The following is a 14,065-nucleotide window of genomic DNA, read 5'->3' on the forward strand; positions in this document are numbered from 1 at the left end:
AGATGAATAGAGTATACCCTGCAAAACAGTTTGCCCGTGTTACCTTGGTAGTAATGATGATGATTTTCGTTCTGTCAGGTCTTCAGGCCCAGACAAACGGTGTGGATGAAACACGGAAGGTTACGTTGAACATGCAGAAGGCTTCTGTCCGGGAGATCCTGGATGAGATCCAGAAGCAGGCTGGAGTAACTTTTTCCTATGAATCGTCTTTGTTGAGTGGGCTTCCGAAAACTACGTTCCGTGCGGATGATGAGGCACTGGAGAATTGTCTGACACGTTTGTTTGCCAATTTACCGGTGGTGTATAAGATGACAGGAAGGATAGTTGTTCTGAAGCGTAAACCCAAGCAGGTAACGGTCAGTGGTTTTGTGCGAGACAAACGGTCCGCCGAATCTCTGATCGGGGCCTCGGTTTATGAATCCGGAAGCCGTGTAGGAACGGCATCCAATAATTTCGGTTTTTTTAGCCTGACCCTGCCGGGTGGGGATATTACGATCCGTGCCTCTTATATCGGTTATACCGGTCGGTTGTATAATCTGACTGATCTCGAACGCGACACTGTGCTGACTATTGAACTGGAACCTTCAGCATCTTTGCAGGAGGTGGTTGTGACCGGACAAAGTACCAGTAAACAGTCTGTATTAAGTACCCAGATGGGAGCGTTGGAAATTAACCAGCAGACGATCCGCTCTACACCTGTGATGTTCGGTGAGGCGGATATTATCAAGACATTGCAGTTGACTCCCGGTGTATCGTCAGGGACGGAGGGAACAGCCGGTATGTATGTACGTGGCGGAAATGTGGATGAGAACCTGTTTCTGATCGACGGTAATCCGGTGTATCAGATCAATCATATCGGTGGTATTTTCTCGGCTTTCAATCCGGAAGCGATCAGCGGCATGGACTTCTTCAAATCGGGATTTCCTTCGCGTTATGGCGGAAGGCTTTCTTCAGTGGTCGACGTGCATATGAAAGAGGGGAATATGAAGGAATATCATGGGAGCGCCACGTTGGGTCTGATCTCCGGCAATTTGAATTTCGAGGGACCTATCGTGAAAGACCGTACCTCTTTTAATATATCTCTGCGCCGTACCTGGCTCGATGTATTGTCGGCTCCGGCTCTTGCCATAGCTAACAAGATTACGAAGAAAAATGGCATCCGTACCCGTGCACGTTATGCCTTTCATGATCTGAACCTGAAAGTGAATCATATATTTAACGATCGTAGCCGTATGTACTTCAGCTTGTATAACGGGAATGACGTGCTGAAGGGGGGAAGCTCTGATTTTCCTTCAAGTTCTAATACGGAAGACAGTTATAATTATGATACGGATGTTTCCTTACGCTGGGGAAATATAATGGCAACAACCGGTTGGACCTATGTGTTCAATAATCGTTTATTTGGAAAGCTTTCCGGTGTTTTTACCCGCTATCATTCCAAATTGAGAAGTACCGATCATGATATTGAAGGAAAAGAAGGTGATAGCGACTATTATGAAAGGTTTAGTGAAAACACTACCAATACCGGCATTATGGATTTGGGAGTACGTACTTCTTTTGATTATTTGCCGGTTCATTCACATCATATCCGTTTTGGAGGAGATTATCTGGTACATCGTTTTCGCCCGGAATACAATCGTTCGTCTTCCTTTGACAAAAGCCAGGATTTCATTTCCAATATTAATAAAGAGTACGCCAATGACCTGTTATGGGGACATGAGGCCGGTGTGTTTGCTGAAGATGACTGGACTTTGTTACCGTCTGTCCGTATAAATGCCGGGGTACGTTTCAGTCTGTTTAATGTGCAGGGAAAAACATATACCGGAGTTGAGCCGCGTGTGTCTCTTCGTTGGCTACTGGCTGATAATTTAAGTTTCAAGGCTTCCTATTCACGTATGAACCAGTATGTGCACCTGATCAGCAACAGTTTCATCAGTCTGCCTACCGATGCATGGATGCCGGTAACACGGAAACTGAAACCCTTGCTTAGCGATCAGGTCTCTGCCGGTTTTTATTATGATCTCAATAAAACCTACAGCTTTTCTGTTGAAGGATATTATAAGACAATGGAAAATTTGCTGGAATATCGTGACGGACATACTTTTACCCCTTCTTATCTGAATTGGGAAGATAAGTTGACAGCTGGTGACGGACGTGCTTATGGTGCTGAATTTATGGTGCGTAAGGAAACCGGGCGCACGACAGGATGGATCGGTTATGGTCTTTCCTGGGCCGACCGTAAGTTTGATGAATTGAATTTGGGAGAACGTTATCCGGCACGTTTCGACAACCGGCATAAACTGAATATTGTAGTCATGCATAAAATATCTCCGAAAGTGGAAATATCTGCTGCCTGGTCGTATGCTTCGGGAAATCATGTCACATTATCGCTTGAGAATTATGAGGAACAGGAAACAGGAGGGCGCTTTGATTATACGGGAGGATATGGAAATGATCCATTGTACAATTCTATAGATTATTATGAAGGGCGCAATAATTACCAGCTGCCGGCTTATCACCGTCTCGACCTGGGATTGAAAATCTATCGCCCGAAGAAGAAAGGGCGTATGGGAATTTGGACAATCAGTATTTACAATGTCTACTCACGGATGAATCCGTTCATGATCTATAAGAGCGATAAAGAAGTAAAAGATTCGAATAGCGCATACGGATATAAATATGTCCCGGTATTTAAAACTGTTGGTATAATGCCTATTATACCATCTATTTCTTATACATATAAATTCTGATGTTATGAAAATGAGTATAAAGTGTATTTTCTTATTGAATTTTGTTCTGTTGGTATCTTCCTGCACAAAAGAGGTTGATTTGGAGTATTTGCGTCCGGATTCAAAACTGGTATTGAATAGTGTGGCCTCTCAGGGAGAACAGTTGAAAGCCTCTTTGTCGCGTACCTGGTTCTATACGGATGAAAATCCGAATGTCGTTATTAAAGATGCCCGGGTGGATTTATATGTAAATGACCGACTGGTAGAAACAATGAGTTGGGATGTAGAAGAAACGGAATATTATTCTATAGGTAATTATGTTTCTTCTTATCATCCGGTTTCAGGCGATAAGATCCGAATCGAAGCATCGAAAGACGGTTTTAAAGATGTCGCCGCCGAGGAGATCGTTCCGGACCGGCCGCCACTGATCAGTTTTGCCGCAGAAAAAATTAAGTCGCATGACCCCTATGCTTCCAGAGATATAAAAAATCGTTTTAAGGTGACATTCAAGGATGATCCTGATGCTGTCAATTGTTATATGATCAATTTTCAGGTAGCCAGACCTATACCGGAATATGATGACGAAGATTGGACTAAGCCTCCTGTTTATAGTGGAGAATACAGGTGGGATCGTGCTTATATCGATTATGCTTCCGAGCCATTATTCGGAAATAAAATCTCTATTTTGGATAAGGTGATGGGGAATGATTGGTTATCGGGTTCTAATGGTCGTCCTTTCTCGGATGAGCAGATAAATGGAAAAGAATACACAATGACTTTGGAGGAAAGTTCATATGGATATTATTATGGGGACTCTAGTGATCTGCCGGATTCCGCAAGAGTGTATCTGTATGCCATATCTGAACCTTATTATCGATATTTATCCGCTTTGATATCTTTGTATGATGGTTCCTTGAATAATGACCTGGCTGATGTCGGACTGGCTGAACCGGTCCGGGCGTTCAATAATATCAAGGGTGGCATCGGGATATTGGGAGCTGTGTGTGTGGACAGTCTTACGGTTGCCATTCAAAAATTAAACTGACCGGATAATGATCCGAAATCCCTTCCAGGTCTTTTCCATTATGGACGGATGCATGGACGCATCGAGGAGCCAGGGAAGGAGAAACCAGAATATAATCCAGGCGCTCACCGAGCATTTTCAGACGCGGATCGCCCCATTGCCATTCGTAGAGAGTGGCAGCGGGATATGACATTCGTTTGTTGGCAGGGGCGAACATCTTGACAGGATCGGCAAAACCGATGGAGAGGAATTGGGATAAGACGGAGTAATCGAACTGTTCACCACGCATATTTCCATATTCCGGGTGTTTCTTATCCCATCCCAGCATATTCTTTCTGAGCTCGGTATGCGTTTCAACCTCGTCGGCATCGAAAGGAGAATAAGCATTAAAATCACCCATCACCAGGCACTCGTTGAGTTCGTTTTCCCGAATATATTGTGTGATGGCAGTCGCTTCTTTCAGCCGGTAGCTCCATTCGAACGGGCTGAGGTGGGTGACGATGATATCCAGCCCGTAGGTCTGTGCATGCAACATACCATGCCAGAAGCCTTCGACCTGCTTTTTGATCACCCGGATCGGTTGAAGGGAAGTAAGTCCTACCGGATATCCTTCCTCCTTTATGATGGCTACATACGGATGGCCGTAAGAGGCTGCCAGTTCCGACAAGTCTTTTTCTGTAAATCCCACGAGTTCTTCCAAAGCGACAATCTGCGGTTTCTGCTCATTCATCCAATCGACGAAACGCGCTCTCCGAGCAGCATCCTTTTCAAATCCATTCCAGATATTGTAAGAAATGACTTTGAGTGTTTGCTGATTCGTATCCTGGGCGATTCCCTTGAAAGAGAATGTGAATAGTAAGAAAAACAGGCTGAACGCTTTGAAAATTTTCATGGTAATGTATGTTTTATTCTTTCTTTATAAAGTATGAACGTTTTATTCCCTCTTATATTGTTTGTTTTTGTCAATCAACTCATTGATCCGCGCTACAGAAGCAGCAGACCGGAGGCCGTCGGGCGGGGTATTCAAACAATAATCGACTAATACCTGTATATTTGAAACTGCCACATGCATCCGCGTGTCACTAGATGCATAATAGATGAATACCTTGCCGTCTTCATCGGCAATCCAGCCGTTGGAGAATAATACGTTGGAGACATCCCCCGTACGTTCTTCGCCGACAGGTGCCATGAAATAGCCTCCGGGCTGTGCAATAACTTTGGTCGGATCTTCCAGTGACGTCATGTACAGATAAAGCACATAACGCAAGCCGGCAGCACATCCCCTGACTCCGTGGGCCAGATGCAACCAGCCCGCCGGAGTCTTGATAGGATGCGGTCCTTCCCCATTCTTGACCTCTTTGATAGTATGATAGTGGCGTTTATCTATAATTTGTTCAGAGAGAATAGATGCATTCGTTATATCATCGATCAGGCTCCAGCCTATGCCACCTCCGCTTCCGGCATCGATAAAGCCGTCTTGCGGGCGAGTGTAGAGGGCATATTTCCCGTCGACAAATTCCGGATGAAGGACTACATTGCGCTGCTGGCTTTTTGATTTCAGGTCCGGTAGCCTTTCCCAGTCGATCAAGTCTTTTGTGCGGACAATTCCGGCTTTTGCTACGGCCGATGACAAGTCACCCGGAGCGGCAGCCGGATCATGGCGCTCGCTGCAAAAGATACCGTATATCCAACCGTCTTCGTGGGCGGTCAGGCGCATGTCATATACGTTTGTCTCCTCCGGGTCTATGTCCGGCAGGTTGACCGGCCGTTCCCAGAACCGGAAGTTGTCCACCCCATTCGGACTCTCGGCAATGGCAAAGAATGATTTACGGTCCCAACCCTCTACACGGACCATCAATAGATACTTATCCTTCCACTTTATCGCCCCGGAGTTCATACAGGCATTTACCCCGATACGCTCTAGACAGTATAGGTTGGTATCCGGATTTAGGTCATATCTCCATTCTAATGGGATATGATTCGCTGTTACAACTGGGTAAGCATAGCGGGTTATTATTCCATTATCTTCAACTACGAGCAGATTTTCCCTTTCCAACAGAGCTTTCTGCTTATTACGCAGAACTTCAATTCTATTTTGAAAACTAATTTTCATGGCTTATATAATTTCATTCGACTGTTACATACCTTCCGGGTAAAGGCTAAGGCGAGTACCCCGATGGAAATTAGTACATATTTCCATCTCGAAAACTATTTCATTTGTTTGCGGATCAATTTCTATAATATGTCCTCCATATGTACCATTGCTTAATTTGTTTCCCATACCCGGGCAGAAAAGAACATGTTTTGTTTCCGGTAAATATTGTACGGACGACATGGCAGCGGCATAACAATCCTCCCGTTCACTTCCGTACGACCAAACCTGTCTGACTGTCTTGTTCGTTTCGTCAACTTCATATTCGACAATACGACTGTATTGGCCAGGCTCGGTGAATACTTTTGATATATAATTGCGGGCGTAACCATTGTCGAAAACAAGTATATGGCCATTCGGCATAATGACAGGTGTATGTTGTCCCCAGGGCCAGTCAAAATCCGGACTGCTTTTTTCTCCGCTTATGACTTGTGGATCTGTTATTTCATTACCGTTTTTATCTAAAGGCTTTAATAAATACTTGTTATATTCTGGACGCCAGTTTTTATGCGGACTGATGATCCATGCTAATTCACCATTTCTATGGTATTTAAAAACACCCTGAAAGCGGGCAGATGCGAATATATCATCGCCCCAATATTGTACAGCATTGTGATGCGCCCAGTTACCTTGTGTCTGTCCGAAAGATGCTCCCGGCAAAGATGGATCTGTTGCTGCATAACGAGCTGAATCCAGTATTTGTGCCAGATCCCATGCCTGAGTAATTGTACCTTCATTCGGGCTTATCTCAATAACGTGGTCATAGATACGTGACTGGCCTGTATTTAAGGTGGCATCCATTTTTGTAACGGCTACTAACAATTTGCCGTTTTCTCCTATGACCGCTTCATGATGAAAGTTATATCCTAATGCTTTTAAATCCCATTTTCTGACCACTTCACCCAGAATATTGACTTCGGCTACCTGGTAATTGTTTGCATCTCCAACTAGATAATTACCATTCTCCAACCGGTGTAATCCGCATTGGGCTCCGATGTGTAACAGATCCGGAGAGGTGCGCCAGTCCAATACCCAACGAATCTCTCCGTCAGCATCCAGCATGTAAGGGCATGAAGTATCGGCTTCACTTGCTCCCGGGTCATTCAGTAAGACCATTCCCGGCTCCATTTTATCGATTAAAGCCTTCTTAACTTTAATATAACTTGGAAGTGCTGTGATATTCAACGGGCTTGTTTTTATTGTCGTCTGTGTGCGGGCGCGTTCATTCCCGTTTTTATCTGTCATAACAATGCTAATCGTATTTTCATAATCCGGATATAATCCCAAAATGGTCAGATTCTGGTTTTCTCCATAATTACTGAAAAGATATTCAATGGTACCGTGGCTGCCTTCTTTACCGTGAACGATAATTTTGGCACGGCCTTTTACCGGAAAGGCAGCAAATATATTAGCCGCCAAAGGATTATATCCGGATGGGTTCAGTTTGACTGTCTGAATCGCATTATTTATATTTTTCCCTAAAGTAGGAATCGAAATTTCTTGCTTGTTGTTAAATGTCAGAACGGTGTTCCATTTCTCGTAGTTTTCGTTGACCGACTCTACGATGTCGGTTGGGATATCTATACTCCCGGTTTCAAAAGTAAGCGTGTAATTGTTATCATTGTGGGCAATGTCTTTTAACAAACTGCCCTCTTCAATAAATGTTTGTATTTTTGAAGTCTCTCCACTAGTATTGATAATCGTTTCTTCCTCGTCACATCCTGAAAGACAAGTGAGCATTACTATAGCTGTAAATAAGTATTTAGTGAGTTTCATAGGAGTGGTGATTTAAGAAAAAAGGGAGAGGGTTTACTCTCTCCCTTTTTTGTATTATTAATTATTTATTCCCAACCTTCAGTCTGAGTACAAAGACTGTTGTTGTTCATTTCCTGGAAAGGAACAGGCAGCCAACGGTATTTAGCAGTGAAGCTGGCGCCTCCCTGTGTTTTTTGGTCAACCAGGAACGCTTTCAGTTCATCGTTATTGAACCAATGTTTCAGATAATACCAACGTGTACTTTCTTCTACTAATTCTAGCATATTCTGGTGCTGAATTTCTTTCATCAAGTCAGCCTGGCTTCCAAATGTCTTTTCTGCTAGACCGGCACGGTCACGAACCCGCTTCAGTGCAGCATTAGCACCTGCGATATCATTTGTTTGAGCACATGCTTCTGCATACATTAGCAATACTTCAGCAAAACGCATAACACGATAGTTCATTTTACGGGAACTCCAGGTGGTTTCACCTCCATAGAAACTGCAACCACTTTTACTCCACCATGCACTGTATTTTTTCAAAAGGAAACGGCCTTCTTTTCCGTCGATAGTAGGATAATCAGGTTTGCCTCCAAGTAATTTTTTACCTAAAGCAACTTGCCACATAGGGTCGAAATCAACATCATTGTACCATGTTTCATCAGCTTTTGTATCATTATAATCAGAATATTTGAAATACATTGTAGTATACATACGTTTGTCCCAACGTGAATCAGATCCTGCAGGACGTTCTTCTGCTATGAACTCATCTACTAATGCTGCAGAAGGCTGCATTTTGTACCAACCACCACTGGCAGGCAGGTCCGGACCAAAGAAGTTGGCCAATACATTACCCATGTTGGCATCTGTACCTTCACCGCTGTTCCAACGTCCGGATTCGTCACCGAACTGGTCGTAGTTCAATTCAAAGATAGATTCTTTATTAAATTCAGTATCATCGCGGAAGTTGTCAGCATAATCTTCCATCAAATCGTATGAATAAGGAGCCTGCATCAGTTTTCCTAATTCTGTTTTTGCATCTGCATATTTCTTCTGGAACAGATAACTCTTTCCAAGGAAAGCAATAGCAGCCCCTTTGGTTACACGTCCGTTTTCAGTAGCGGGACGGCTTTCGGGTAATAATTCGATCGCTTTTTTCAGATCGTTTTCAGCCTGTGCCCAAACTTCTTCTGCAGAAGACATTTCTTTTGCTATATCCAATGTGGAAATGACCGGTTCCGTACGGATGATAGCCTTGCCATAGTTAATCGCTAACAGATAGTAATTAAATCCTCTGAAGAAGTAAGCTTCACCACGGATAGGATTCTTTATTTCATCTTTTACGGGGCAGTCTTCTCCTGTATTTTTCAAGAGTACATTGGAGCGTTGTATTGCAGTGTATAAATAATCCCAAGGGTTACCGTCTGTTTCCGGTGAGTTATTGAATATAACATAATCCCATGTGAACTTTTCTTCACCGACAGTTGTATAGATATCGTCAGCTAAACTATTGTTAGGGGCCTGAAAACAGTTGTATGCTCCGTAATAGCCATAGACACTGGCGCGAACTCGGTTATAAACAGTTGCTATAGCGGCATCCAGGTCATCAGCACTCTGCCAGTATGTAGCGTCTGTGGGACGGTTAGGATTGACTTCATTCAAAAAGTTGGATTCGTTGCATGAGCATAGAACAGAACTTGCAGCCAATGCCAATAAATAATTTTTTATCTTAGTTGTTTTCATAAAATACATCTCTTTTTAATCGTTAGAAATTAACTTGCAAACCAAAAGTGAACGTACGGGGGGTCGGATAACGACCATGGTCACAACCACGGCTCATAACACTGGTATCTTCACTGTCTGTACCTGCTCCGCCATTTGAGCCCAGGTCAGGATTATAGCCTTTGTACTTCGTTGCCATAAAGAGGTTTTCCATTGCTGTGTAAATACGTACATTCTGCAATTTGATCTTTTCTGTCCACATTTTCGGCAGTGTATAGCCCAGTTCCAATGTTTTCAGACGGAAGAAAGAGCCGTTTTCCAACCAACGATCGGAGATAGCCTGGTTGTTCTTGTTTTCATCGTCTGCAGTGTAACGTGGCATATCAGTATTACGGTTATCTTCACGCCACTCGTTTAATACATCTGTAGAAACGTTGGTTGTACCGTTTTGCATATAAGAAGTTCCGTAACGCATGGAGTTAAATACTTTGTTACCAAAAGTTCCATCAAAGAACAAGCTAAGGTCAATGCCTTTATAAGCTCCGGTAAGGCTTAAACCCATATTCAATTTTGGGAACGGATTTCCACAATACTGCTGGTCGCTGGCGTTGATCTGTCCGTCACCGTTATAATCGATAAATTTAATATCGCCCGGTTTAGCCTTCGGCTGGATAATTGTACCTTCCGCATTGGTATAGTTGCGGATTTCTTCTTCACTCTGGAAAATTCCGTCTGTTTTGATCAGGTAGAATGACCCGATAGGCTTACCTTCCTTAGCCCAGGTAATTGTACCTCCGCCATTTGGGTTGAAACCTGAAATTTCCTGTTTTGTAACAGTTTGGATCTCTTTCAGGTTATTTTTGATGTGAGAAAGGTTCAGACCTACTGAATAATAGAATTCGCCTACTGTGTTACGGTGGTTTAATGAAAGTTCAAAACCTTTATTTTCAAGTAAAGCTGCGTTCATAACGGGTGCGCTGCTCATACCACCGCTGGGTGCTTGATTAACACTCATCAACAGGCCATCTGTTTTCTGAATAAAGTAATCGGCAGTTACACTAAAACGGCTGTTCAGGAATGATGCATCCACACCGATATTGGTTGTCTTTGTTTTTTCCCAGGTTGTTTCCGGCGGAGTTACCCATTCTGAATTAGTGATTTGGCCTACCCACCAGTTTCCTCCTTGTACATAGTTGAAGCCGTCTTTAATAGTACTTTGTGTCTGATATTCGTCGATACCGTTTATGTTACCTAAAACACCGTAGCTGGCACGTAGCTTTAATTCGTTTACAGTATTCTTTGCTGACTCGAAGAACGGTTCGTTCATGATATTCCAGCCTACTGATGCCGATGGGAAAGTACCGTAACGGTGACCGTCGACAAAACGGGAAGAACCATCCCGGCGAATAGAGGCTGAAATTATGTAACGTGAATCGTAGCTATACATTGCACGGGCGAATAAAGAAACCAATGTACTGGTTGTTTGACTACCACCGGCTGTACTGGAACTTGCCAAACCGGCTCCAATCACTCTGATTCCGTCAGGCATACCGGTACGTTTTGCATTGAAACCACGGGAGTTATCTTTTTGAGCAGAGTAACCTAACAATCCGGAGACAGTATGTTTTCCGAATGTATTATCGTAATGCAATGTATTTTCAAGTAGCCATCTGTCACCCCATGTAGTACCTTCTGCTAAACTGTTATCCATGTTTTTGCTGGAAGAACTGAAATAATATGGTTCAATGAAGTCATAGCTTCTTCGTGTTGTTTTGTCTATACCGACATTAAATTTATATTTCAGGCCTTTCAATCCTAAGTCGACTTCAGCGAAAGCATTGACCAACAGGTCTATACCATGTTTTTGACGATCGTAAGCTTCTACATAACCGACTGGGTTGTCAATCTGGCGTGCCCAAGCTGGAACAGTACCCCAATGCCCTCTATAATCCTGATTGCTTTCGTTGGTGCCGTCATCATATACCGACATAACCGGAACCGCACGTAATGCAGAGTTAAAGCTGATATCGTCATAATCCTGATCCCATATTTTCATCATGATCGTGCTACCTACACGAAGGTGGTTGTTGAAGAATGAGAAGTCATTTTTAGCACGTAAGTTCCAGGCTTCATAACCGGTAGTCTTTACGATACCTTCCTGATTCAAGTAACTGGCAGAAACATTGAACGTAGATGTTTTGTTACCGCCTGAGATATTCATTGATACTTTGTTTACAGCAGCCGTGCGATATAATTCATCCTGCCAGTCAGTTCCTTTTCCGTTCCAACCGGTAAGTAACGGCTGGTCTTGTGCTATGTTATTCAATTTGCAGTAATCGCGGAATTGATTTCCGTCGAGTACATCTATTTTGCGCATCATTTTCTGTACACCGGTATAAGCATTTACATCTACGCGGGTCGGCATTTCCTTGTGTCCGCCTTTTGTCGTGATCAATACAACACCGTTTGCAGCACGTGAACCGTAAATAGCAGCTGCAGATGCGTCTTTCAATACATCGATTGACTGGATGTCGGATGGTTCTACCATATTGATATCACCATATACACCGTCAATTACATATAATGGAGAAGATTTGCTCAAAGAATTGACACCGCGGATATTGATGTTCATTCCTTCACCCGGTTGACCATTCGCGGCGGAAACTGTTACACCTGCAATACGTCCCTGTAATGCGGAAGAGGCATTACGTGCCAAACCTGCCTGTAACTCTTTTCCTGAAACAGAGGCTACAGCACCTGTTAAATCTTTTTTCTTTACTGTACCGTAACCGATAACTACAACTTCATCCAGTTGTTCGCCTTCTGCCATTGTAACATTAATGACATTCTGGTTGTTAACAGCTACAGTAGAAGCTTGCATACCGACAAAAGAGAATTCAAGAACTTGCCCAGGGGACACACTGATAGAGTAGTTACCATCAATATCGGTTGTTGTACCTTGTGTGGTTCCTTTAATAACAACTGTTGCTCCGATGACCGGATTGTTCTCCGAGTCTTTTACCGTACCTTTTACGGTCATTGCTTGTTGTGCCCAACTTGAGAGTGTGAAAGCACCTAGCAATAATGAGAAAGCTAGTTTTCTGTTCATAATGTTTGTTTAAAGATTAATTTGTGTATTTTCATCTGATGCAAAGGTAAGGTGTCGGAGGAGGGGAAATCAAGTAGAATTTTTGCGACATATAATGAATCTTGATCAATTATTGAGAGGTATACAAGCTCTATAGAGAGTCTTTTTCGTCGAAAATAGTATGATAATATTTCATCAGAGGGGGCGATTGAAGTGAGTGGAATGTCAAAATCTTATTAGTTTGTGATAAATTTGTATTGTGTTTTATAACATGTGTTAATTTTGGGCACTTTGTGATGGAAGACTTTCTCATTGATTATCATTCCCATTTACAAAAATAGAATTGTCAAAATGATATTAGTGTAGCATGAAATTGGAATTAGTATACCGTGTAAATAGAATTACCTCTGCGGGTAATGTTTTTTAACGTATCAAATGGATAGAAATATTGTTTGACTGATGAAACTTTGTCAAAAATGAAATCTCCCCATTTGATATATGCATATCAGATGAGGAGGCTGAATTCTGTTAACAGATTAATAATTCTGTTATTTGACTAATTGGAATGTTGCTAAAACTGCTTTATGGTCGGTTGGCCAGATTCCTGCCGGAAGAATGATCGGATCGGCTGTTTCTTCTGTAACACGTTCTCCGCGAAGGATATCCCCCTTAGGTCCGATAATCGTTACATCTGTCAGACTCAACCCGTTGTGAGGTGTATACATAATGAAGTCGATACGATCCCGATCGTCCGCTTCAGGTGACCAGACCAGTTTTTTCAATGCGATATCCGGACAGTCTGCCGGACAGGTAAATCCCGGATGGGTAACCGGATCGGGATATTTTTCGCGATAAGAATCTTTGAAGCCGGCTTTTTCGAGCATAACGGATACATCCCAGGGAACGACAAGACCGTAATGGTCACGCATATCTTTGGTCGCTTCTGTCCAGTCCAGGTGTGAAGGCTCATTAAAATCGCCTCCAAGAATAACAATACGTCCGGCAGCTTTGTCTTTTTCTGCTTCATTTACAAAGCGGGCAATAGCGTCATCTCTGACGGATGCACGATTCAGGATCAATAAAGAATCCAGGTTGCTGACCGGTTCTATTTTATCCCAGTTATTACCGTCGTATCCGCGGGCATCATAATAAGCACAGTTACGATAATCAAGGTGTGCTGTGTAAACGGCAAATTCCTGATTACCTTTCTTTGTGACTAAACGGTAGATGCTGCCTCTGTCATCATTTAAAGGGTAAACCGTACTACTGTCGCTAATCGGATAGCGGCTTAATAAACCGGAATCTTCCGTATAGAAAGAATAATAAGTTTGTCCGCGTTTCTTCAGGGCTTCAACGATTCTGTCACAAAAGCGGGTATTGTGATAGTTTCTGACTTCGCTCAACGTCACAAAGTCTGCGTCGCTGCGGACAATTTCATCGGCTACTGCATCAAACCCATTTTCTACTACGGTCCCTTCCTGCCAGATATTAAATTGGAGGACTTTGAATGTTTCAGTTTTCTGACAAGCAGAACAACTGATGATAATTAACAACAATAGTGTTGTAAATAACCCATTTTTCATGATAGCTGTGTTT

8 protein-coding genes are annotated in these 14,065 nt (G+C 42.9%); 2 read left to right on the top strand and 6 right to left on the bottom strand.

Annotated elements, in window-relative coordinates:
• Positions 1-2 precede the first annotated feature (2 nt).
• Both P3L47_RS08670 and P3L47_RS08675 read left to right on the top strand, forming a co-directional pair.
• Positions 3-2,750 carry a TonB-dependent receptor domain-containing protein gene (locus P3L47_RS08670; protein ID WP_427910551.1) on the top strand — a complete coding sequence of 916 codons (2,748 nt, stop codon included), beginning with the start codon at positions 3-5 and terminating at the stop codon, positions 2,748-2,750.
• Positions 2,751-2,754: 4 nt separating this feature from the next.
• Positions 2,755-3,774: a DUF4249 domain-containing protein gene (locus P3L47_RS08675; RefSeq protein ID WP_277783349.1), complete on the top strand. Its 1,020-nt coding sequence runs from the start codon at positions 2,755-2,757 to the stop codon at positions 3,772-3,774.
• Here P3L47_RS08675 and P3L47_RS08680 read toward each other — a convergent pair.
• The 6 genes from P3L47_RS08680 to P3L47_RS08705 form a co-directional block, all read right to left on the bottom strand.
• On the bottom strand, positions 3,746-4,645 hold the full coding sequence (locus P3L47_RS08680; protein WP_277783350.1) for an endonuclease/exonuclease/phosphatase family protein: 900 nt from the start codon (positions 4,643-4,645) through the stop codon (positions 3,746-3,748). The genes P3L47_RS08675 and P3L47_RS08680 overlap by 29 nt on opposite strands.
• Before the next feature lie 42 nt (positions 4,646-4,687).
• Positions 4,688-5,866, bottom strand: a complete 1,179-nt coding sequence (locus P3L47_RS08685; RefSeq protein WP_122363183.1) for a glycoside hydrolase family 130 protein — start codon at positions 5,864-5,866, stop codon at positions 4,688-4,690.
• Positions 5,867-5,890: 24 nt separating this feature from the next.
• Entirely contained in the window at positions 5,891-7,681 is a 1,791-nt protein-coding gene (locus tag P3L47_RS08690; RefSeq protein ID WP_277783351.1) for an aryl-sulfate sulfotransferase, read from the bottom strand.
• A 65-nt stretch (positions 7,682-7,746) separates the two neighbouring features.
• A complete protein-coding gene (locus tag P3L47_RS08695) occupies positions 7,747-9,402 on the bottom strand; it encodes a RagB/SusD family nutrient uptake outer membrane protein (protein ID WP_158585913.1) in 1,656 nt (551 codons plus the stop codon).
• Between the two features lie 22 nt (positions 9,403-9,424).
• Positions 9,425-12,490 carry a SusC/RagA family TonB-linked outer membrane protein gene (locus P3L47_RS08700; RefSeq protein ID WP_122363186.1) on the bottom strand — a complete coding sequence of 1,022 codons (3,066 nt, stop codon included), beginning with the start codon at positions 12,488-12,490 and terminating at the stop codon, positions 9,425-9,427.
• A gap of 527 nt (positions 12,491-13,017) precedes the next feature.
• Positions 13,018-14,052, bottom strand: coding sequence for an endonuclease/exonuclease/phosphatase family protein (locus tag P3L47_RS08705; RefSeq protein WP_122363187.1), 1,035 nt, complete (start codon positions 14,050-14,052; stop codon positions 13,018-13,020).
• Positions 14,053-14,065: the final 13 nt, after the last annotated feature.

The sequence above is a fragment of the Parabacteroides chongii genome, from assembly GCF_029581355.1.
In the GTDB taxonomy this organism is placed as follows: Bacteria; Bacteroidota; Bacteroidia; order Bacteroidales; family Tannerellaceae; genus Parabacteroides; species Parabacteroides chongii.